Annotated in this window: 23 protein-coding genes, 1 pseudogene and 1 riboswitch; of the genes and pseudogenes, 23 read left to right on the top strand and 1 reads right to left on the bottom strand. The window is 46.6% G+C overall.

Annotated features, from left to right (window positions below; genetic code table 11):
- The first annotated feature begins 40 nt into the window (after positions 1-40).
- The 7 genes from BS614_RS22900 (at position 41) to sigF (ending at position 5,348) form a co-directional block, all read left to right on the top strand.
- Positions 41-283: a DUF4227 family protein gene (locus BS614_RS22900; RefSeq protein WP_017687632.1), complete on the top strand. Its 243-nt coding sequence runs from the start codon at positions 41-43 to the stop codon at positions 281-283.
- A 75-nt stretch (positions 284-358) separates the two neighbouring features.
- A complete protein-coding gene (locus BS614_RS22895) occupies positions 359-1,249 on the top strand; it encodes a tyrosine recombinase (RefSeq protein WP_036607863.1) in 891 nt (296 codons plus the stop codon).
- 129 nt (positions 1,250-1,378) lie between these two features.
- Positions 1,379-2,203 (top strand): purine-nucleoside phosphorylase, encoded by an 825-nt coding sequence (locus BS614_RS22890; RefSeq protein WP_036607861.1) that lies wholly within the window; start codon positions 1,379-1,381, stop codon positions 2,201-2,203.
- Between the two features lie 303 nt (positions 2,204-2,506).
- The gene (locus BS614_RS22885) at positions 2,507-3,628 is read left to right on the top strand and encodes a D-alanyl-D-alanine carboxypeptidase family protein (protein WP_235193874.1); all 1,122 of its coding nucleotides are present in this window, start codon (positions 2,507-2,509) and stop codon (positions 3,626-3,628) included.
- A 144-nt stretch (positions 3,629-3,772) separates the two neighbouring features.
- Positions 3,773-4,126 carry an anti-sigma F factor antagonist gene (gene spoIIAA / locus BS614_RS22880; protein ID WP_017687636.1) on the top strand — a complete coding sequence of 118 codons (354 nt, stop codon included), beginning with the start codon at positions 3,773-3,775 and terminating at the stop codon, positions 4,124-4,126.
- The gene (gene spoIIAB, locus BS614_RS22875; RefSeq protein WP_074095677.1) at positions 4,123-4,578 is read left to right on the top strand and encodes an anti-sigma F factor; all 456 of its coding nucleotides are present in this window, start codon (positions 4,123-4,125) and stop codon (positions 4,576-4,578) included. Before spoIIAA ends, spoIIAB begins: the two co-directional genes overlap by 4 nt.
- 14 nt (positions 4,579-4,592) lie before the next feature.
- Positions 4,593-5,348 (top strand): RNA polymerase sporulation sigma factor SigF, encoded by a 756-nt coding sequence (gene sigF, locus BS614_RS22870; protein ID WP_036607856.1) that lies wholly within the window; start codon positions 4,593-4,595, stop codon positions 5,346-5,348.
- Positions 5,349-5,435: 87 nt separating this feature from the next.
- Here sigF and BS614_RS22865 read toward each other — a convergent pair.
- A pseudogene (locus tag BS614_RS22865) lies at positions 5,436-6,365 on the bottom strand (EamA family transporter).
- A 150-nt stretch (positions 6,366-6,515) separates the two neighbouring features.
- Here BS614_RS22865 and BS614_RS22860 point away from each other — a divergent pair.
- From BS614_RS22860 to BS614_RS22785, 16 genes are all read left to right on the top strand, one after another.
- Positions 6,516-7,382, top strand: a complete 867-nt coding sequence (locus tag BS614_RS22860) for an AraC family transcriptional regulator (protein ID WP_425320284.1) — start codon at positions 6,516-6,518, stop codon at positions 7,380-7,382.
- Between the two features lie 588 nt (positions 7,383-7,970).
- Positions 7,971-8,627, top strand: coding sequence for a stage V sporulation protein AA (locus BS614_RS22855; protein WP_017687642.1), 657 nt, complete (start codon positions 7,971-7,973; stop codon positions 8,625-8,627).
- Positions 8,608-9,036 carry a stage V sporulation protein AB gene (locus tag BS614_RS22850; protein WP_026080996.1) on the top strand — a complete coding sequence of 143 codons (429 nt, stop codon included), beginning with the start codon at positions 8,608-8,610 and terminating at the stop codon, positions 9,034-9,036. Before BS614_RS22855 ends, BS614_RS22850 begins: the two co-directional genes overlap by 20 nt.
- Before the next feature lie 24 nt (positions 9,037-9,060).
- Positions 9,061-10,728 carry a spore germination protein gene (locus BS614_RS22845; RefSeq protein ID WP_074095675.1) on the top strand — a complete coding sequence of 556 codons (1,668 nt, stop codon included), beginning with the start codon at positions 9,061-9,063 and terminating at the stop codon, positions 10,726-10,728.
- A 103-nt stretch (positions 10,729-10,831) separates the two neighbouring features.
- Positions 10,832-12,163, top strand: coding sequence for a diaminopimelate decarboxylase (gene lysA / locus BS614_RS22840; RefSeq protein ID WP_074095674.1), 1,332 nt, complete (start codon positions 10,832-10,834; stop codon positions 12,161-12,163).
- 247 nt (positions 12,164-12,410) lie between these two features.
- A complete protein-coding gene (locus BS614_RS22835) occupies positions 12,411-12,842 on the top strand; it encodes a peptidylprolyl isomerase (protein ID WP_017687646.1) in 432 nt (143 codons plus the stop codon).
- Positions 12,843-12,956: 114 nt separating this feature from the next.
- Positions 12,957-14,264 (top strand): hypothetical protein, encoded by a 1,308-nt coding sequence (locus BS614_RS22830; RefSeq protein ID WP_244898356.1) that lies wholly within the window; start codon positions 12,957-12,959, stop codon positions 14,262-14,264.
- Positions 14,265-14,431: 167 nt separating this feature from the next.
- A riboswitch (FMN riboswitch) is annotated at positions 14,432-14,600 on the top strand.
- A 323-nt stretch (positions 14,601-14,923) separates the two neighbouring features.
- Positions 14,924-16,027: a bifunctional diaminohydroxyphosphoribosylaminopyrimidine deaminase/5-amino-6-(5-phosphoribosylamino)uracil reductase RibD gene (ribD, locus tag BS614_RS22825; protein ID WP_047843583.1), complete on the top strand. Its 1,104-nt coding sequence runs from the start codon at positions 14,924-14,926 to the stop codon at positions 16,025-16,027.
- A gap of 61 nt (positions 16,028-16,088) precedes the next feature.
- Complete coding sequence (gene ribE, locus BS614_RS22820; RefSeq protein ID WP_074095672.1) at positions 16,089-16,757, top strand: riboflavin synthase; 669 nt, start codon at positions 16,089-16,091, stop codon at positions 16,755-16,757.
- Positions 16,758-16,789: 32 nt separating this feature from the next.
- Entirely contained in the window at positions 16,790-18,022 is a 1,233-nt protein-coding gene (locus BS614_RS22815; RefSeq protein WP_074095671.1) for a bifunctional 3,4-dihydroxy-2-butanone-4-phosphate synthase/GTP cyclohydrolase II, read from the top strand.
- 102 nt (positions 18,023-18,124) lie between these two features.
- Positions 18,125-18,592, top strand: a complete 468-nt coding sequence (gene ribH / locus BS614_RS22810) for a 6,7-dimethyl-8-ribityllumazine synthase (RefSeq protein WP_074095670.1) — start codon at positions 18,125-18,127, stop codon at positions 18,590-18,592.
- A 104-nt stretch (positions 18,593-18,696) separates the two neighbouring features.
- Positions 18,697-19,497 (top strand): segregation and condensation protein A, encoded by an 801-nt coding sequence (locus BS614_RS22805; protein ID WP_074095669.1) that lies wholly within the window; start codon positions 18,697-18,699, stop codon positions 19,495-19,497.
- On the top strand, positions 19,466-20,122 hold the full coding sequence (scpB, locus tag BS614_RS22800) for an SMC-Scp complex subunit ScpB (protein WP_074095668.1): 657 nt from the start codon (positions 19,466-19,468) through the stop codon (positions 20,120-20,122). Before BS614_RS22805 ends, scpB begins: the two co-directional genes overlap by 32 nt.
- Before the next feature lie 189 nt (positions 20,123-20,311).
- On the top strand, positions 20,312-21,043 hold the full coding sequence (locus BS614_RS22795) for a DUF2953 domain-containing protein (RefSeq protein ID WP_074095667.1): 732 nt from the start codon (positions 20,312-20,314) through the stop codon (positions 21,041-21,043).
- 148 nt (positions 21,044-21,191) lie between these two features.
- Positions 21,192-21,674, top strand: a complete 483-nt coding sequence (ytfJ, locus tag BS614_RS22790) for a GerW family sporulation protein (protein ID WP_074095666.1) — start codon at positions 21,192-21,194, stop codon at positions 21,672-21,674.
- A gap of 130 nt (positions 21,675-21,804) precedes the next feature.
- Complete coding sequence (locus tag BS614_RS22785; protein WP_074095665.1) at positions 21,805-22,998, top strand: D-alanyl-D-alanine carboxypeptidase family protein; 1,194 nt, start codon at positions 21,805-21,807, stop codon at positions 22,996-22,998.
- Positions 22,999-23,026: the final 28 nt, after the last annotated feature.

Here is a 23,026-nt window from a genome sequence, read left to right as displayed (position 1 = left end):
CAAGGACAATACCGGATTCGAATCAGGAGGGGACGCGCCCATGATTATATCAGTGCGGAGAGGGCTCCGTTTTATTCGATTTATTATATTTTTTGCTGCATTAGTTTATCTGTTCTATCATGTTCTGGATCTGTTTAATGGCTGGATCTCACCTGTGGATCAGTATCAGATGCCGACTGGCAATGCAATCAAAGTATTTCAGGAAACGGATTGGCCGGGTAATGGAGAAGGACGTCCTACGATGGCAGAGCGTCTCCGTTTGTTCTATTGGTACGGGGAGTAGCTTCAAACAGCCAGGGATGCAAATACGGGAGCAGTCTGCCAGAGCGGCAGATCTGTCAGTTGAGGAGCGTTGTACATGAAACAGACGATACACGCCTACGCCTTATACTTGGAAGATGATAAAGGGATGTCGAGCAGCACGCTTGAATCGTATCTCCGAGACGTGGACAAGTTCATTGAATTTGCAGATAAGGAATATGGCATACGCGAAGCCGACCAGGTCAGACGTACACATGTCGTCCTGTTTGCAGGTCAGCTCAAACAGGCAGGACGTGCCAATGCAACCATTGCCCGCAGCATCGTATCTCTGCGCTCCTACTTTCATTTTTTGATGCGACGGGGTGATATTATACAGGACCCTACGTTTGATGTGGAAGCTCCCAAGGCGGACAAGACGCCACCACAGGTGTTAAGTATCCAAGAGATCGAACAACTGCTGACAGCGCCTGATACTCGTTCACCGCAGGGTGTGAGAGATCGAGCGATGCTTGAACTGTTATATGCTACAGGCATTAGGGTCTCGGAACTGATTGCCCTTGACATTCGGGATGTACAGCCAGGGATGCGCTTTATACGATGTGGTGGGGCGGGCAAGGAACGCATTCTTCCCATTGGTGCACCAGCTGCACATTGGGCAAGTGTATATGTGGAGGAATTCCGCAACAAGTTGCTCAAAACCGATTCGGACGAGCAGGCACTATTCGTGAATGTATCTGGCAGACGTTTAACCCGGCAGGGCTTCTGGAAGCTGCTCAAAAAAGCGGCGGTGGACGCAGGAATCTCGGAAGAAATTACGCCGCATACGCTGCGTCACTCCTTTGCAGCACACCTGATTGCCAATGGGGCGGATACACGTGCGGTTCAAGACATGTTGGGTCATGTGGAGCAGCCTGGACAACAATATGGCAATCATGGTCGCAAAACCATGAAAGAAATCTATGAAACCCATCATCCGAGGGCAAGATAGATTTTGACGCATGGCCTTCACAAATAAATGCGGAACATTGGGCCGATTTAGGATAAAATAAATTGAATACATCCAAACGCCGTTATACATAAGACGGATCGTTTCAACTCAAGGAGGAACATACATCGCATGACAGCATTAAACCAACAAATGATTTCGGAAGCAGCATCTTATATTCAAAGCAAAAGCTCCATCAAGCCGGAAGTCGGTTTGATTTTGGGTTCAGGTCTTGGCGTACTGGCAGAACTGATTGAAGATGGCGTAAGTATTGCTTATCAGGATATTCCGCATTTTCCAGTGTCCACAGTAGAAGGACATGAAGGTGAACTATTGGTCGGAACCATTAAAGGTCGTCCAGTCGTGATGATGAAAGGCCGTTTCCACATGTACGAAGGATATGGTCCGGAATTGACAGCTTTCCCGGTACGGGTTATGAAAGAACTGGGTGTAAGCAGCCTCCTTGTAACCAATGCTGCAGGCGGCGTGAATACGTCGTATGAAGCTGGAGACTTGATGCTGATCTCGGATCACTTGAATCTCACAGGCAAAAATCCACTGATCGGACCAAATGACGCTGCACTGGGCGTGCGTTTCCCCGATCTGTCCGAAGCATATAGCCGCCGTTTGCGTGCGCTGGCGAAGGATACGGCTGCATCACAAGGTTTTAACGTACGTGAAGGGGTATACGCAGGTATGCTCGGTCCGAACTATGAGACACCGGCAGAGATCAGAATGCTGCGTACACTGGGCGCAGACGCAGTGGGCATGTCTACTGTATCTGAAGTGATTGTGGCACGCCACGCGGGCCTGGAAGTACTCGGTATTTCCTGTATCAGCAACATGGCTGCCGGAATTCTGGACCAGCCACTGTCACATGATGAGGTTATGGAGACGACGGAACGTGTGCGTGAGTCGTTCCTGGCGCTGGTAGTGGCAGTTATTCCACAAATGTAAGCAAGATTTGAGTAGATAAGGTTACCTCTTTGGATGAGAAATCATCGGGGGGTAACCTTTTTTTGTTGTGTTGAACGTACGGTTACTCATTCCTTGAGTACAGTGCGTTTTTTTGGCTATGACCACATTTTCAATAAAAGTTCGGGAAATCATGCTTTACATGGAATAATTTACTGGAAACGGGCCGACAATGATTAGCAGTACATGCATGGAACATGCAGTAAGCAAGTCATTTGAGGAGGTAACCTTGTGAAGAAAAGAATAATGGCATCGTTCATGACCCTTTGTATCCTGCTGTCCCTTATGGCATCAACAGCATTGGCTGAAGAAACACCGAAGGCAGCGGGAGGAACTGATCTGGCCCCGTCGGCGCGCTCTGCGATATTAATGGATGCAGATACGGGAACGGTTATTTATGAGAAAAACAGTCATGATCAGCTGCCTCCAGCGAGCATTACAAAGATTATGACCATGCTACTTACGATCGAAGCGATCGACTCAGGCAAGCTGAAGCTGACGGACAAAGTAAGAACAAGCGAGTATGCAGCTTCCATGGGCGGTTCGCAGATCTTCCTGGAGCCTGGGGAAGAAATGACGGTAGATGATATGTTAAAAGGGATCGCGATGGCTTCGGGCAATGATGCCTCGGTAGCGATGGCTGAGAAGATCGCTGGCTCGGAAGAAGCCTTTGTACAGCTGATGAATGAGCGTGCGAAGGAGCTTGGCATGAAGGATACTCATTTTGCCAACTGTAACGGCCTGCCGGTCGATAATCATTATTCTTCCGCCCATGACATTGCCGTCATGAGCCGTGAACTGTTGAAGCATTCCGGGATTACGAAGTACACCGGTGCATATCAGGATTACCTTCGCAAAGATACGGAAAAGCCATTCTGGCTGGTGAATACAAACAAGCTGGTTCGTTTTTATGAAGGGGCAGATGGTTTGAAAACAGGTTACACATCCGAAGCGAAATTCTGCTTGTCCGCAACAGCGTCCAAAGATGGACTGCGTGTCGTTTCCGTGGTACTCGGTGAACCAAATACCAAAACACGGAACAGTGAAGTGTCTTCGATGTTTGACTATGCGTTTAGTCAATATACGATGAAGGCGCTCTACAAGGCAGGGGATCTGCTGGGAAGTCTGAAGATCGAAAAAGGTGAAGTTGCCGAATTGCCTCTGAATGCCACGCAAAATTATAGTGTGCTGATGCGTAAAGGAGCCAAATCCAATGACATTCGGCATGAATTGCTGGTCGCCAAAGAATTGAAAGCTCCGATCAAGGCCGGGCAAAGTATAGGTAAACTGGTGGTTTACCAGGGCAACGACGTCATTAAGGAGTTCGACATTCAGGCTCCGCAGGATGTGAATAAGGCTGGCTGGTGGAAGCTGTTCAAGCGGACAACGTCCAACCTGTTTGACTAAACGGCGATTTCTGCGAGTTGCACGTATCCTTCGAACATATTTTGTAGTTAAATAGGGGTTTTCTTCTAGTTTTGTCGGGGGGCAGGAAAAGCCTTCGGAAGCGTAGAAATCCTTGTTCTAAGACAGGGAGGAGAGTGAGCAAACGTGAACTTGCATGTGGAAATGGAACACCATCGCGGGATTCTGATTGTACGATTATCCGGGGAGCTGGATCACCATACAGCTGACATGGTACGGATGCAAATGGATGAAGCCATCCAGCGGAGACAAAGCGAGCATCTCGTACTCAGCCTGAAAGATCTGCAATTTATGGACAGTTCAGGTCTGGGTGTCATTTTGGGAAGATACAAGCTCATTAAGAATAAAGGTGGCAAGATGGTGGTCTGTGACGTCAATTCGCCAGTGTACCGTTTGCTGGAAATGTCGGGGCTGTTTAAGATTATGCCGATATACGAAAATGAGGGAACTGCTCTCTCAGGTCTGGAGGTCGTCTCATGAATGAAGGAACAGGGACAAATTTCATGAATCTGCAATTCGCGGCCAAGTCAGAGAATGAGTCGTTTGCACGGGTAACCGTTGCTGCATTTATCTCCCAGCTTGATCCAACGATGGACGAGCTCAGTGACCTGAAGACGGTCATTTCGGAAGCCGTGACCAACAGTATCATCCACGGATACAACAACAACTTCGAGGGTGTGGTGTCCATCCAGGCGGAGATTCGGGAAGACATGATCACTATCATCGTGGAAGACCGCGGTGAAGGAATCGAAGATCTTGAACTGGCCAAGCAGCCGCTATATACGTCCAAACCCGAACTTGAGCGGTCGGGCATGGGCTTCACCATTATGGAAAACTTTATGGATGAATTCGAAGTCAGCAGTGAGCCCGGCAGAGGCACCTCCATCAAGATGAAAAAAAGGATTGAATCCAAGAAAGCATTGTATAATTAGGGGTTGGTGTTCTTATGGATGCTGAAGTGAAACCATCTTCACAGACCTATTTGGACGATGCCGAGGTCAAACGGCTGATTGCGCTCAGTCAGTCGGGTGACCATGTTTCACGGGATACGCTGGTGAACTGCAACATCAGACTCGTCTGGTCCGTCGTACAGCGTTTTATGAACAGGGGATATGATCCGGAAGATCTGTTCCAGATTGGTTGTATCGGTCTGCTCAAGTCAGTAGACAAATTTGATCTCAGTTATGACGTGAAGTTCTCAACCTACGCGGTACCGATGATCATCGGAGAAATCCAGCGATTCCTGCGGGATGATGGTACCCTGAAGGTCAGTCGTTCACTGAAAGAGATGGCAAATAAAGTCCGCAAAAAAAGGGACGAACTGTCCAAACATCTTGATCGTTTACCAACGATTAAGGAAGTTGCCGCAGAGCTGGGAGTAACCCCGGAGGAAGTTGTATTTGCCCAGGAAGCGAACAAACCACCGACCTCCATCCATGAGACGGTATTTGAGAATGATGGTGATCCCATCACGTTAATGGATCAGATTGCCGACGAGTCTCAGGAACGTTGGTTTGACAAGCTGGCCCTGAACGAAGCGATCGGTGGTCTCAGTGAGCGGGAGCGGTTAATCGTTTATCTTAGGTATTACCGGGATCAAACCCAGTCCGAGGTTGCCAGCAGATTGGGAATATCTCAGGTGCAGGTATCACGTCTGGAGAAAAAAATACTGCAATCCATCCGCGACCAGATCGCGCAGTGATTTCATGGGTTGCACCAACAATATTGGCGCATATACACCAATATACGACAACTAACAACCTTCTATCGCGCATTATGGCGAGGGAGGTTATTTGTTGTTAATACGGGGAGATTCCGAACAATTGGACTGCATAACCAGCATCATGCCAAGAATACATGCCATACCAATCCATTGATAGAAGCCAAAAGGTTCATGGAGCCATATGACGGTTGTTCCAACAGCAGCAAGGGGCTCTGCGCTACCGAGCAAGCTAGTTTCCTTGGGTGTAAGACTTTTGAGACTCGCAATATAAAACCAAAAAGCAATCATGGTTCCAAAAAGGATCGTAAATATCAAATAACCGTAGGTTTCAAGCGTGATACTAGCAAAATTCATTTTCCAGGGCGGGTGAATAAAACTCATCCCCAAACCACCGATGATCATAGCCCAGCCGACGACAACAAGTGAATCGAACTTTTTAATCAGTTGCACGGCATACAGCGTATAAAATGCAGCTGAAACCCCAGATAACAGCCCCCATATCACTGCGAGCGAGGAGACAGATAATTGCGTAAGCGAGCCATTCGTCAGCAGGAAAAAACACCCACTGAGAGCCAGAACGGCGCATGCAAGGTCATTACGTGTGAGGACAGACTGCTTACGGAGTGCGAGGTAAATCATGATCATGACAGGGGACAGGTACTGCAGGAGTGTAGCCACCGCTGAATTGCCGTGTTTAATGGATGCCATGTACGTATACTGGACGGCAAGCATGCCCACCAATCCGAAAATGATCAGCTGTCCAGCCGTTTTTTTATTTCTCCACACAGCAAAAATCTGAAATCGTCCATTAGTAAACGATTGAATAACCAGTAATAGTAACCCAGCAATCAACAATCGTACAGTGACATACCAATTGACCTCGATGCCATCCAGTTGAAACAGTTTTTGAGATACCGTCCCCCCAATGCCTCAACAGATGGCTCCCGTCAGAACGAGTATGATGCCTGAAATTTTGGATTTTGCAGAAGTTGTCATTCTTGTTCGCCTCACCTTAAATATAATAATAGTGTTATATTAAGGAGAAATGCGGTACATTTATATCAAAATTGAACTTAAAAATATAAATATATTGAGATGAGGGCCATGAAGAAGATCGAATTTATCATTGATCAACATTTGAAAGAAATGACGCAACACCATACTGATACCTTATCTATAGCCTGTTATGAGACAACCATTGTCCAAAATGTTCACGGCCATATTCCTCTCCACTGGCATGATGAATTGCAGTTTGTTGCCGTTCTTCAGGGTACGGCGTTGTTTCATATCAACGATCAAAAGATGATTTTGTCCAAAGGTGACGGGGTTTTTATCAACAGTGGAATAATGCATATGGCCGAAGATCACAGTGTGAGCGAGAACTGCATTTATTTATGTCTGAATTTGTCCCCACACGTTATCATGCCTTCGGATTTGTATATAAAGTACGTACATCCATATGTAACAGCAACTAATTTGCCTTTTCTGTATATCGAAAGAGCTAACGCTTGGGGGGAACAGATTCTGGATGCTATTGCACGGATTAGAAAGGAGTTGGTGCACCAAGTTTCTTTTTACGAAGTGAATATTGCTTCGGCGGTGCTTAATATGTGGAAACTGCTGATTATGAACGGATATTCCCTGGAACATGATCTATCAGAGATGAGCAGAAACAATCGAATGAAAGACATGTTGCAATGGATTCATCTCAACTATGCCGATCCAATTAAGCTTGAAGATATTGCAAAGTCCGGACAGTTAAGCCGATCAGAGACATGCCGTTATTTCAAGCAAATCCTGAAAACTACACCCATGCAATATGTGATAGAGTACCGCATCCAAAGAAGCATTGAACTATTGCAACTCTCCGAGCGTAGCATCACCGAAATTGCCTATGAGGTTGGTTTTAACAGCACGAGTTATTACATTAACCAATTCCGCAAAACAATGAATTCAACCCCTTTACGATTTAGAAGGGAATTGAACAAAAGAGAAAAAGAATATAATTGTTGAGTTATTGTACATGATCCGTGAACCTATCTACCAATATCAAAAAAGTCGCCCATACGGCGACTTTTTTGATATGTAAAATAATGCTCCGCACTCAGTTGCGCCTCAAATCGGTCACAAGGAGCGAAGCGTGAGGGCTCACCTAAGGATACATAAGCAACGCAGGCGGCAGATGAGATCTGAGGAAGCGAAGCGTTCGCCTTTGTCTCCAAATTTCTACACAGTTGTATTCTAAGACGCATGCAGAAGACAACTCCAACATCATAGAATTTTGAGCAAAATAACCCCAAAAATCTCATCTTTTAATTCCCTTCCTGCCTACTCCCCAGCATATTTATTTCAAACGTTTGGAAACGGGAGGACGATGGGTAGCGGAGGGATGGAATCGGTCAAAAGGAGCGAAGCGTTCGCCTTTAGCACTGGATTTCCTCCTTGAAAAGGAGAGTTCAAGAAATCCGGGGATAACAGCGACCAATGACCGATCCATCCCGCAGCGTCCACCCACCTCACGATCTTTTTCCAACCCATTTGTAATAAATTTGCACATTCTTCAAATACTAACCTAAATTACGCAGTAAAGGAGTGCTATGGATGTCCCAGACACCCACTCCAATGGTCTATATTCGTCTGCGCAGCCGTATTCGCATCCAGAGGGGCAGAGCAGTCAAGCTTGGAGACATTGCACATGTACTGACCTCTTCAGAAGACCAAGAGGGCAGGCTATTGGAGCTTGAACTGCTAAGCCCTGGACCAGAGGATGGCAATCTGATCCTCATTGATATATTGCAGATTATTCCCCAAATTCGGCACATCTTGCCGGAGGTAAGTGTGGAACTGATAGGATCAGGCCATACGTTGGTTGAAGTCATTGCGGGAAATGGTCAACCTTCCAAGTCTCTGTTCATATTGGTTTGGCTGCTGCTGTTCTTCGGATCGGCCTTAACCATTATGAATTTTCATGCCGATGTGAACATGCAGGAAGTACAGATTCGTATTGTGGAGATGCTTACTGGGCATCGGGACGAACATCCCTATCTGTTCCAAGTGGCGTATTCCATTGGCATTGGATTCGGAATGGCAGTATTTTTTAATCATTTGTTCAAGAAAAAGTGGAATGAGGAACCTACCCCGCTGGAAGTAGAGATGTTCCTATACCAGCAAAATGTAGATAAATATGTGGTGATTGAAGAAAGTGAACGGATGCACGAGCAGGAACGCAGGGAGATGAATGCGGATGAGCGTTCTTAATGGAGCAATCAGCATTGTATTGGGTATTGCAGGGGGAATTGCCGTAGGGAGCGGCGTAATTGCGCTCATTCTGGTGCTCGATATGATTCCCAGGTTGGCTCAACTTACGCAATCGTATGACAAGACTCACTGGTACGAAGGGGCGCTAATAGGTGGTTCACTGCTCGGGACGGTGGCGGACTTCTGGCACTGGAAAATGCATGGGGTGCTGTTGCTCAGCCCGATTGTTGGTTTGTTCTGTGGCGTGTTCATCGGTCTGCTGGCCGCGGCGCTCACTGAGGTACTCAATGTACTGCCCGTATTAGCCAAACGATTGGGCATGAAACCTTATTTGTTTGGATTACTGCTCGCCATGATTTTGGGCAAAATGACAGGTTCCCTGTTTGATTTTTTTATATATCAGCGGTAACTCGTGGCCATAGGAGGATGGAAGATGGATGAACGAACGGAGCACACAGGCCAGGAAAATAGTGAAGGTATAACGGAAGAGATGTTACACAAGTCTGCTTATGAGATTCAGAAGGAAGAAGAGGAGAAGGCGTACAATAAGAAAAAACAAAATGAGATGTCCGACAGCATTGAGGAATCCGTACAATATTGGCAGGAAAACGATGATATCTCCCCACGCATGAGTGAGAATAGATATACACTACAACAGGTACTGGGGCTTGGAGAATCGTTCGACGTGAATATGAGGGAAATGGTTCTGGGTGGCAAGCATGTTGGATTGCTGATGATCACGGGCTTCGCCAAGGATGAGATTTTGCTTGAAGTGTTGAAAAGACTGACCTATCTCACGCCGGATGACGTATCCGGACACGCGCTCAAATCCTATTTCGAATGTTATATTCCCCATATTCAGGTGGAAAAAGTCGAGAAGATGAGTGCGGTCATCAACAAGGTTCTTACCGGGATGAGTGCAATGTTCGTTGAAGGGGACCGCTCGGTCTTAATTATGGATACCCGGAGTTATCCGGTTCGTTCACCGGAAGAACCTTCATTGGAAAGGGTAGTTCGGGGTTCGAGAGACGGCTTTACCGAAACGCTCCTAACCAATGTAACCTTGGTCCGTCGCAGAATACGCGACCCTGGGCTGAAGTTTGAGATCATGCAGGTGGGGCGGAGAACCCAAACGGATGTCTGCGTGGTGTACATTGATGATATTGTGGATAAAGTGCAGGTGGATTCGGTCCGTGAAAAAATTCAGCGAGTGGATATCGATGGTATTCCCGCAGCCGACAAGCAGTTGGAGGAAGCGATTATCAACAAGGGTTGGAATCCGTTCCCACTCGTTCGATACTCCGAACGACCGGATGTTACAGCTTCTCATTTGCTGGAAGGGCGAGTTGTCATTTTCGTAGACACTTCCCCGAGTGTGATGATTCTGCCTACGACCTTCTTCGACCTGTGTGAACATGCGGAGGAGAACAGACAGACCGCCTTGATGGGAACGTATTTACGATGGGTACGTTTTGCAGGGATTCTCATATCGTTGTTTTTGCTACCACTATGGCTTCTGATGGTTATTGACCCTTCGATTAAACCGATGGGACTTGATTTCATTGGTCCGCAGGAAAATGTAAAGTTACCGCTGATTCTACAGTTTCTACTGATCGAACTGGGCGTCGATTTATTACGGATGGCAGCGGTTCATACGCCTACACCTCTGGCATCAGCTATGGGCTTAATCGCGGCCATTCTAGTCGGGGATATCGCGGTGAAAACAGGATACTTTGTCAATGAGGTTGTGCTCTATATGGCCATCGCAGCCATCGGTATGTTTGCCACGCCGAGTTACGAGTTGGGTCTCGCCAATAGGCTGGTGAGGCTGGTTCTGTTAATCGCTGTTGCGATATTCAAGGTTCCGGGATTGGTAGTAGGCTGTACATTGCTCATATTGGCACTCACCGTTCACCGGTCGTACAATTCTTCGTATCTCTGGCCTTTTATACCGTTTAATGCAAAGGCCTTGGGCAACTTTTTATTCCGGCTTCCGCTGCTGGAAAATAAAAAACGTCCATCATTCAATAAAACCCGTGACAACACCAAAATGTCCGATGATCCGGACGGGGAACTGCGAAAAAGTAAAAAACACAAATGATCTTCCGAAAAATCCATTCATCTCGCTGCCTAATTTGATATACTGGTGTAAAATCATTGGAATATCAATTGTTCCAGTATATAAAAAGTGAGGAATGCAGATTATGTATTTACATGGTACAAGTAAAATAAATGCGCAAGGACATCTGGAGATTGGCGGAGTTGATGCAACAGATCTGAAAGAACAATTTGGAACTCCCCTGTACGTTGTGGACGAGCAATTGGTTCGCGAGCGTTGCAGAGAGTACATGGAAGCATTCCGTGCTTCCGGACTGGGCTTCCAGGTTGCTTACGCAAGTAAAGCATTCTGTGTAATGGCGATGTGTGCCCTTGCAGCAGAAGAAGGACTTTCCCTGGATGTCGTATCTGATGGTGAACTGTTTACTGCACTGCAAGCAGGATTCCCGGCTGAGCGCATTCACTTCCACGGTAACAACAAAACGCTGGAAGAGATCGAAATGGCTCTTGATGCAGAGATCGGATGCTTTGTTGTTGATAACTTCAATGAATTGCATCTGTTGCAGGCTGTAGCAGCGGACAAAAATCGTAAAGTAAACATTTTGCTTCGTGTGACGCCTGGTGTTGAGGCACATACGCATGAATATATTTCCACAGGTCAGACGGATTCCAAATTTGGATTCGATATCGGTAATGGTACAGCATTTGAAGCGATTGAACTGGCTTCCAAGCAGTCTAACCTGGTATTGCTCGGTGTGCATTCCCACATCGGTTCCCAGATCTTCGAAGTTGAAGGCTTCCAGATGGCTGTTCAACGTGTTGCTGAATTTGCAGCAAGTGTATATGAGCGTCTTCATGTTGCTTTCAAAGTGGTTAACCTTGGTGGTGGATTCGGAATCCGTTATATCGATGGAGATACGCCGCTTGAAGTTGCGCAATATGTGAAGGCTATTACAGATGCCGTTAAAAATCATTTTGCTCAAATCGGCTATGCCGTACCTGAGATCTGGGTTGAGCCAGGCCGCAGCATTGTGGGTGAAGCGGGAACAACGCTGTATACTGTTGGAACAAGCAAAGACATCCCAGGCGTGCGTAAATACGTTGCCGTTGATGGTGGTATGACCGATAACCCACGTCCTGCTTTGTATGAATCCAAGTACGAAGCTGTGCTTGCCAACCGTGCAAATGAGGCTGCTCAGGAAACAGTATCCGTTGCGGGTAAATGCTGCGAGAGTGGCGATATGTTGATCTGGGATCTTGACTTGCCAAAAGTGGAAAGTGGCGATCTGCTCGCTGTAGCTTGTACAGGTGCATATAACTATTCCATGGCGAGCAACTACAACCGTATTCGTCGTCCGGCTGTTGTGTTTGTCAAAGATGGTCAAGGAGATGTCGTAGTACGCCGTGAGACGTATCAAGATATCATCCAGAATGACCTGGTACCTGCGCGCATTGGAAAACAGCCAGTTACTCGCTAATTCGTCAAAAGATAATGCGATTCTGCATTATTCAGGATATAGGGATTTTGCAGTTGAAGCAGATGAAAAGGGAACTTCCTTTTTGTCTGCTTTTTGCGTATTTGAGCTAAATCATGAAAAAAGTTGCCGTTTTTTTTGCGATCCAGACATTTTCGGTGTACACTAAGAAAAGTGCTGTAATGCTTGGCCCAGGGTCATGCGTTCTGGCACCATTAACGATGGTCAATACGAAAGGAGTCATTTACATATGGCGAAACAAGCGAAAATTAAATTGGCAAACGGCGGAGAAGTTCTGATCGATCTGTTCGATCAAGAAGCTCCAAACACAGTAGCAAACTTTGAGAAACTGGCTAACTCCGGTTTCTACAATGGTCTTACATTCCACCGCGTTATCCCGGGCTTTGTAGCTCAAGGCGGATGCCCTAACGGTTCCGGTGCAGGTGGCCCAGGTTACACAATCAACTGTGAAATTAACCCGAACAAACATGAGCGCGGAACACTTGCTATGGCACATGCTGGCCGTAACACAGGTGGAAGCCAGTTCTACATCTGCTACCAACCGCAACCACATTTGGATGGACAACATACTGTATTTGGTAAAGTAACTAAAGGTATGGAGTTCGTGGACGCTTTAGAAGGTAAAGACAAAATGGAAACTGTTGAAGTTGTAGAAGCTTAATACCTTCACCTTAACTGGATCCAAACATGAAGTGCTTCTTTTATAGAAGCACTTTTTTTTATTTTTTTACATACATGAAATCGATAATTAGAAAGGATGAATAAAACCTTGGATATGGTTACTCAGCTAAGCTTGTTAAAACAAATTTATAGTGAGCGCACGTTGTGGGATGAAGAATTGCAGGCATCGCGCCATGTTGTTCCGGATAGTCTATCGGTAAAGGATCGAGAAGCGCTTGAGGCAGCCGGGCATGAACCGAATCGATTTGTACGTCCGCAACATGATGAAACGATTACTGAGCTGAAAAAAGTTGCGAATCAATGGACGCTAAATGATGCAGCGCAGGCCTTTGTATCCTCTTTGTGGTCAGCACCCATGATCTGGCGCTCGTTGCTTACGGGCAAGCTTATTGCGAGCAGTATGCCAAGTCATGAACATACACCATATCCATCTTCGAACACTTGCAAGATCTGCGGATTAAGTGTAGATCAAGCAACCGACACAACGCTGCAATGGTATTGGCGGATGACCAATGGAACCCCGTTGGACGGTGATCCTTTTGGATGCGTGTTGGCACTTCGAGAGCTGGCTGCCGCGCAGGAGCTTCCAATACCCAATGAGTACGACCGCTGGACATTCCGTGCGGTGTTAACGGTGCTGCGCGAATTACCTCCCAAAACACGTTACAGCAAGGCAGCAGTAGCGCTCAAGAAGGAACGTCTTTTGCCTACACAGAAGGAATATGCCTACCGTGATTTGCTTGAGACGTTAGCTCTGATTGGCATACTGGATACGCCGGAGCATCCTGGAATGATCACGGAATTTACCTCTTATATGCAACGTGACGCACGCCCCAATGTGCGGGTTGAAGTGCAGGCCCCTCTGGCGTGGTGGGACTCATCTGTCGGAATTAATGAGAACAACCTGAACAAGATATTTCATGAGTTTGATCTGAATAATATATCTCTTGCGGATAAGCCTGGTGAGAGTCCAGCTGTAAAGGACACGATCTTAGGGGCATTGGAGAAGAAGAGAAGTGTTCGCGGAAAAGTACCAAAGGCATCACCTGATGCAGGTACCGGGGAGGTACAGTCTGGAGATGTGTATGCTGTTCGGGTCCGGGAAGGTGTATGGGTGACTGTATATTGTCATGAAGTCAGAGACAAGCGCGTCATCGTTGAATATCTGGATGGAGTCTTCCCAGAGATGCCGGGAAAAGCAGATTTGCATGGGACGTTTCGACCGAGAGCGAATGGACGCTGGAAATGCTCGGCTATTGCGATCGATTCAACAAGTTGGGTCAGAAGGGTGGCAAGAGAGTTCCCGCTACCGACTTCGCCCCTGCAAGAACCTGACCGCACTCCATTCCATAATGCCAAAGAATTAAAGCATATGGCGAGCTGGTGTTTTCCTGATATGTAGAATTTACGATGGATGTGAAATGGGCCTCCAAGCAAAAACCGTGCCTCCTTGAGAGGAAGCGGTTTTTTGTTGTTTCTTAGCTTATTAAAAGTTAGTATGTGACAAAAAGGAACAAAAAACAATTGATTTTTTGGCATTAAAGTGCTAACATCCAAGTAATAACGAAAGCAATCCTTCAGGGCAGGGTGCAATTCCCTACCGGCGGTGATGCAGGAAGTGTAAGGACCTATGTGTCCAGCACTTGATGCAAAGTCCGTGACCTGTCTGCCATTGGCAGATGGCTGATCTGGTGTAATTCCAGAACCGACAGTATAGTCTGGATGGGAGAAGGAGAGGTGCAGACCTAACAGGTTTGCATTCAGCAGGAGTATTGCTGCACAGTCACGATTTGTATTGTCTTGCACTGTGCAGGGAAGATCCGGTTACGCCGGTAAGTTCCATACATATGCCGCACTATAAAAGCTCTTTACCTGTAATTGATGTTCATTAAGGTATGTGTCTATTTTCACTTGCCCGAAATGAAGTTTTGGGCAAAGTGTTGGCGTGCTGTATCCATTTCACTCCTGCTGGTGACATTTGTCTCTCATCATCCCCATCGAACTGATTGTTCGACGGGGATTTTTTAATAAACAAGACTTTAAACCGCGGGGTGAACGGATTTGGAAATGATCAATGATGAATTTTATATGGCACTGGCATTGGATATGGCGGAACGAGCACAGGGACAGACGGGGATTAATCCGGTCGTTGGATGTGTAGTTGTGAAAGAGGGTCGTATTGTAGGCCTGGGAAGCCATCTGAAACGTGGAACCGGTCATGCAGAGGTGCATGCACTTAACATGGCAGGCAGTGATGCAGAAGGAAGTACGGTATACGTTACACTTGAGCCTTGTAGTCATTATGGCAAGACGCCACCTTGTAGTGAACGCCTGATTCATGAAAAGGTGAAACGTGTTGTGGTATGTTGTGAAGATCCAAATCCGCAAGTATCCGGCAGGGGCATCAGCATGCTTCGTCAACAAGGCATTGAAGTTGAAGTTGGCGTACTGCGTGAACGTGGAAGACGCATGAATGAAAAATTCATTAAATTTATTACAACGGGTTTACCTTTTGTGACACTGAAGACGGCTACTACTTTGGATGGCAAAATTGCTACGCGCAGCGGAGACAGCAAGTGGATCTCCAACGAGCCTGCTCGTGAGATTGTGCATGCCCTTCGTCATCGTCACCAAGGCATTATGGTTGGCGTCGACACGGTGATTGCCGATAATCCGGAGCTTACAACCCGTTTGCAAGTCGAAGGCATTAGTCCAGTGCGCATTGTAGTGGATTCCAAGTTACGTCTTCCCGTAGGTGCCAAAATGGTTAAGGATGGTCTTGCTCCAACATGGGTGTTGACAACAGACGAAGCCAGTCCTGAAGCTGCTGAACGTTTGGAAGCCTACGGCGTCGAGATTATACGCTGTGGTCCTGGACCACGTGTGGATCTGTTGAGCGGACTTAGCAAGTTGGGTGAACGTGATATAGGTTCGATTTTGCTTGAAGGTGGAGGCACCTTGAATGGAGCCATGTTGGAGGCACGGTTGGTTGATCGACTGCTCATGTTTATCGCTCCGAAGATTGTAGGCGGTTATGATACACCTGGAAGCTTCCGCTTCGAGGGTGTGGAACGTATGAATCAGGCGATTCAATTGAATCAGTTGGAGATCGAACAAGTTGGAGATAATATCAGCATTGGTGGTATTCCGGTGTGGCCTGAATAAATAAATGGATTTGAAAGTAGAAAGTTAGGTTTTTTATAACTTGAAAAAGGGAGGCGGCAGCATGTTTACCGGTTTGGTGGAAGAAGTCGGTCAGATCCGGCGTATTGGTCGGAAAGGCGAAGCGATGGTCCTGAATATCGGAGCTTCCGCCATCATGGACGATCTGAAGATTGGTGATAGTGTAGCAGTGAACGGCGTGTGCTTAACTGCGACAACGCTCGAAGGTGGAGGTTTTACCGCCGATGTAATGCCTGAAACCTATCGCCATACCAATCTCAGTCAGCTGCAATCAGGCAGTAAAGTTAATCTGGAGCGGGCCATGCAATCAGGCGGTCGTTTTGGCGGACATATCGTACAGGGCCATGTTGATGGTACTGGAGTGATTGGCAGTATAACACGTGATCAGAATGCAATTGTGTTTGAGATCAAGCCTGATGATCACCAGTTGTTCAAATATCTGATCCCCAAAGGATCGGTTACACTGGATGGCATTAGCTTGACCGTTGTCCATACATCGGATACCGCATTCACGGTTTCCATTATCCCGCATACCATTGGTGAAACTGTACTAAATGTGAAAAAGACAGGGGATACCATTAATATCGAATGCGATATTTTGGGCAAATATGTGGATCATCTGCTCCAGTATGGGAGAGGACATCGGGAGACGGATGCTGGCAAGCCGCGCAGCATCAGTGAAGATTTTCTCTCCAATCACGGATTTGCATAAATAGAGAACAGAAATTAACTGGAGGTGGACCAATGTCAGAACAATCCATTCTGGACACAATAGAAGAAGCCATATATGATCTCATGCGTGGTAAACCCGTCATTGTTGTGGATGATGAAGATCGGGAGAATGAAGGCGATTTTATCGCTTTGGCCGCAAAGGCGACACCTGAAGTCATTAATTTCATGATTACTGAAGGTAGAGGTCTGGTCTGTGTTCCGATTACACAACAACGTGCGGACGAACTTAACCTGAAACCGATGGTTCAACAAAATACGGATTTCCATGGAACAGCCTTCACCGTCTCTGTGGACCACAAAGATACGACAACAGGTATCTCCGCACATGAACGCTCTATTACCGTGAAAGGTCTGATCGATCCTGAGGCGAAAGCCGGGGACTTCCGTAAGCCTGGTCACATGTTCCCGCTGATTGCAAAAGACGGCGGTGTACTTCGTCGTGCCGGACATACGGAAGCGGCTGTAGATCTTGCCATCATGTGCGGTTCGTATCCCGCAGGCGTTATCTGTGAAGTGATTAAGGAAGATGGCACAATGGCCAGACTTCCGGATCTGCAGGAGATCGCCCGCAAACATGATCTGAAGCTGATCAGTATTCAGGACATGATTCGTTACCGTAACGAAAAAGAGCAGCTGGTTCAACGTGAAGTAGCTGTGCGTATGCCAACGGACTTTGGCGAGTTTCAAGCGGTGGCTTATACAAACGCTGTGGACAACAAGGAACATGTGGCTTTGGTCAAAGGTGAAATAGATGGTTCCAAACCCGTACTTGTACGTGTGCACTCTGAATGTTTGACAGGTGATGTATTCCATTCCCATCGTTGTGACTGTGGTCCGCAGTTTGATGCGGCACTCAAACAGATTAACGAGGAAGGCAACGGCGTACTGCTCTATATGAGACAGGAAGGCCGGGGCATTGGGCTAATTAACAAACTCAAAGCCTATAAGCTGCAAGAGGAAGGTCTGGATACGGTGGATGCAAACCTGAAGCTGGGATTTGCTGCCGACTTGCGTGATTACGGGATTGGCGCTCAAATTCTGAAAGATCTTGGGGTTCGTCAGATCAGACTGTTAACTAACAATCCTCGTAAAATTAAAGGCCTTGAAGGATATGGACTTGAAGTCGTAGAGCGTGTTGCGATCCAGATGGAAGAGAACGAGGACAATACAGTGTATCTTCATACGAAGCAAGCCAAGCTGGGGCATATGCTCAAGTTTGATGATATTGAGCAGAACGAAGAGTAAATGCGTTTTAGATGAACAATGTTCACCATGTAATTTATGGAAGTGATTATTTAGGAATTTCCGTTACTTACATTACATTATACCGTTAGGGAGATGACTTGAATGCCACAATTTTTTGAAGGACATTTAGTTTCAGAAGGATCACGATATGGAGTTGTCGTTGGACGTTTCAACGAATTCATTACCAGTAAATTGCTTAGCGCAGCACTTGATGCATTCAAACGTCACGGCGTTCAGGATGATGAAGTGGATGTAGCCTGGGTTCCAGGTGCGTTCGAAATCCCTTTGATTGCGCAGAAAATGGCAGAGACCGGCAAGTATGATGCGGTGATTACCTTGGGAACTGTCATTCGTGGATCCACTACGCATTACGATTATGTGTGCAACGAGATGGCTAAAGGGGTAGCAGCAATTAACCTGAAAACTGGCGTGCCTACGATCTTTGGACTGGTTACAACAGAAAATATTGAACAAGCTATTGAACGTGCCGGAACCAAGGCAGGTAACAAAGGTTGGGATGCAGCTACGGCGGCAATTGAGATGGCAAACTTGACGAAACAGCTAAAATAGTGCTTATTTAATAGTAGTGCCCTGCTTAGCGCAGACGAACACGGGAAACCGGATTCGGACGGCTTAGCAGGGTTTTGTATTTTTCTGGCGGGAGGATTCGTCTAGTGACGGTAGTTACATACAAACTGGAGACTTTTGAAGGGCCTTTGGATCTGCTGCTTCATCTGATTGATAAGGCTGAAATTCATATCCAGGATATTCCCATCAGCGATATTACCGATCAATACATGGCGTACCTGCATTCAATGCAGGAACTGGAACTGGATATTACGAGTGAATTTCTGGTCATGGCAGCAACATTGCTGTCGATCAAGAGCAAACTTTTACTGCCCAAACCACCGGTCATTGAGGATTTCGAGGATTATGATTTTATGGAAGAAGAAGATTATGATCCACGTGCAGAGCTGATTGCGCGTCTGATAGAATATCGCAAATACAAGGGAATTGCGCGTCATCTTCATGAACGGGAGTGGGAACGCAGCCTTATATTTTCCAAAGAGCCCGAGGATCTGCGCCCCTATATGCCCGTAGAAGCCCCTTCGAACCCGGTTGAGGGTTTGCACACCTCTGATCTAATTGCAGCATTTCAGAAGGCGCTACGCAAGGCTGAGAAGCGTACAACCGTAACCCGAATCAAACGGGATGAGATTTCGGTTAAGGACCGGATACGGGATGTCATCGGCGCTTTGGAAAGTATGGGGCCGGGAGGCAGACTGTTATTCTCCAAGTTGATGGATGAGCATATCTATCGCCATGAGATTGTTGTCACTTTTCTGGCGGTGCTGGAACTGATGAAGATGAAGCAGATTGTCTGTTATCAGGAACGGATGTTTGAGGATATCGTTATGGAGTGGAGAGGGGAAACAAAGAATCATGGATTTTCCGAAATTGAAATCGATTATTGAAGGCCTGCTGTTTTTGTCCGGAGAAGAGGGTCTGAGTATCAAACAAATCGCCGAGATCGTCGACCAGCGAGTGGAACTTGTAACGGACGCGATTGAGGAGATGATTCATGAATTTTCACAGCAGGGACGAGGTGTACAGATTCTCAAGATCGCTGGTGTAGTTCAGTTGGGCACCTTGCCTGACCACGCTGTATATTTCGAGAAACTGGCATACTCTCCCGCACGAACGTCCTTATCCCAAGCGGCTCTGGAGACGCTGGCCATTGTGGCGTATCGTCAGCCGATTACACGGGTAGAGATTGAGGAAATCCGCGGTGTAAAATCGGAGCGGGCCATCCATACGCTTGTGAATAAGGATCTAATTATTGAAGTGGGACGAGCCGAGGCGATCGGACGACCAATTCTGTACGGAACGACCAAGTCGTTCCTGGATTATTTCGGATTGGCTTCAATTAAGGACCTTCCTGAACCAGGTTTGTTCGAAGATTCGGAAAACCTGGAAGAAGAGACACAACTGTTATTCAACAAACTTGATTTGCAACAACTGGAACCGGAAAGTGCTGATCCGGCGGATGATGCAAATCAATTTGACAACGAAGACGATAATACGGATTCATCATTCTAATTTGCAAATTCATACTAACCGACACCCATAAGTGGAGTCGGTTTTTTTGTGCATTATTTTTAGATAAATGGTGAATAGAACAGTTTCCAAACAAATATGAAATGGGATTTTTAGGTCAGACGTGAATTTTTTCCTATTCAGAGTGCCATACTAGACGAGAAAAGAATCGAGGGCTTGGAGGTAAGGCCTGTGTGGATTTGGCTTGGAGGAATCGGTTTGTTGTTCGCATTGCTGATTGCCGCAGTCCTCATCTCAAATGTTCATGTACATTTTACATTCAGTAAACATAAAAGTGATGATTACGCCAATATTAATGTTCGTCTTCTCTATGGAATTGTGCGGATTAACTATGAGATCCCGAGTATCGTTTTTCGCAATATGAAGGAAGGTTTCTTGGTCAAGACCGAACAATCCATGAATCATTCGAGAGGCGAGGCCCAGGGAAGCGAGAGGGTCAACAAACGCAAAGTCAAGAAGTGGGCTAAAGATGTGAAAATTATGCTTAGGGCAACGGACGCGCTTAAGCTGTGGCTGAAGCAAACACTCACACGCGTACATATGACTCAACTGTCCTGGGCTACCCACATCGGCGTTGGTGATGCAGCATATACAGCGGTGCTGACGGGCTGGGTGTGGAGTATCAAATCCATTATTATTGGTTTTCTCACCTATCAGATCCGCTTTGATGAAACACCTGTGCTTCAGGTTATGCCGGTATGGTCCGATGAAATGGAATTTAGAACGGAGCTTGATTTCAGAGTGAAAATTCGGATTACAGCCGTTCTGATCGCTGGAGTTACACTACTCACCCGTGTGCTTCAAGTCGAAGGCGGATGGCGGATGTGGTTCAAGCTTCTTCAGGAACAGCGCCGCAGGCATAAGGAGAAGCAAAAGAAGAAACTTAGTGGGACAACTCTGTAAAAACCCATCATAGTTGGTCTGTTTTTGGGAATGTAAGGTTGGGATTTGGTGAGTGTAAATTAAAATGCTTATTACATAAGTCCCTTCAAGTTTGGGGATGATATGGTTAGATCAAACCTAGCTTACATTGAAACTGGAGGGAATATAAATGTCAGATCATCCAATTCAAGGCTTAATGGAAACCGCAATGGAAAATATCAAGGCCATGGTGGATGTCAATACAATTGTTGGCGATGCAGTTGAAACACCAGATGGTACCGTGATTCTGCCAATAAGTAAGGTAGGATTCGGATTTGCTGCCGGTGGTAGTGATTTTCACGTTAATGGAGAAAGTAGTGGCAAAAGTGGTGCTACGGGCACCTCTGCTGAACATGCGAGTTCAGCTAAAGTTGCTTCTCCGTTTGGTGGCGGTAGTGGCGGCGGTGTATCCATACGTCCTATTGCGTTCCTGGTGGTAGGTAAACAAGGTGTACACATTGTACCACTCGATAATTCCACACATCTGTTTGAGAAACTCATTGACTCTACCCCTTATGTTTTGGACCGAATTCAAGGCATGTTCCAACGGAATACAACACCAACGAATGCTACAGGTGTACCGGTTACACCAGATCCATCAACGTATAGCTGAATCATTTCGTCATGATCCCTCCCGCATCCAAGCGTGAGGGATTTTTGCTGTTTTTGCCTTATGGGACATACTCCAAGTTGTCCGAACATAAGATAGTACAAGATTCCAAGTGACCCGGAGGAATGAATTGATGCGAAAAATAACGAAAGTTCTTGCATGCATGCTTATCCCTGTCTTCTTGCTGTCTTCATTAGGGGTTACTCAAGCCCAGGCAACGATTCAAGGTCCGTCTACACATGCGCAAAGCGCTGCTCTCATTGATGTCACATCAGGCAGGATCTTATACAGCAAGGATGGGGATAAAGAACTGCGAATTGCCAGCTTGACCAAAATCATGACAGCGATCGTAGCGATCGAACACAGCAAGCTGGATGATAAAGTGAAAGTGTCTCCCTCAGCTTTTGCCAAAGAAGGATCTTCTCTCTATCTGAAGTTAGGTGAAGAGATGACACTCGAAAACATGTTGTACGGGCTAATGCTCCGTTCAGGCAATGACGCGGCCTCTGCGATCGCAGAACATGTCGGTGGATCGGAAGAAGGCTTTGTCCTGTTAATGAACAAAAAGGCGGAGCAAATCGGCCTGACGCATTCCCATTTTATGAACCCTCATGGACTGGATGCAGAAGGTCACTATTCCACAGCCAATGACTTGGCCCGATTAACGGCATATGCGTTGCACAATCCGGTGTTCAAACGCATCGTAGCCACGGAGGACAAATCCGCACCGAACCCCAATGAAAGCTGGGAATACTCTTGGCACAACAAAAATAAAATGCTGCGGATGTACGAAGGTGCAGATGGAGTGAAAACCGGTTACACCAAGAAAGCTTTCAGATGTTTGGTCAGCTCGGCTACACGCAATGGACAGCAGCTCGCCGCGGTAACGCTGAACGACGGAAACGATTGGAACGATCATGCTCGGATGCTTGATTTCGGGTTTGAATACTTCCCCTTGGTAGAGATCGCGAAGCAAGAACAGCCTGTGCAAAATACAAATGTCGTTACGGGCCGGGGATTCTGGTATCCTCTGGCCGAGAGTGAGAAAAGTTCATTGACCAAAAAGTTGATTCTGCACGAGAATCGCGCCCAGTCGGAAACGAAAGTCGAAGGCAAGGAACAATCGACAGATCCTTCGTTCGGATTGGCAGGTCGCATTGATATGCAGCTTGACGGCAAACTTGTTGGCTCAATTCCGGTGTATCGCAAAGGCAGTTATATTCCTCCTGAACCGAAGACAGAAGATGCAACGCTGGGTGGAATCGGTGATGTCTCTTCCTGGGCAGCTGCATGGCGTGCCGTGTTAAGCCATCTGTTGTCTCCTTAGCTAAATCGTCATTGAAGGGAGGGTATAA

It is taken from the genome of Paenibacillus xylanexedens (assembly GCF_001908275.1).
GTDB lineage: Bacteria > Bacillota > Bacilli > Paenibacillales > Paenibacillaceae > Paenibacillus > Paenibacillus xylanexedens_A.
Note: the sequence above shows the minus strand (reverse complement) of the source record. Positions and strands in the feature narration are given on the sequence as shown.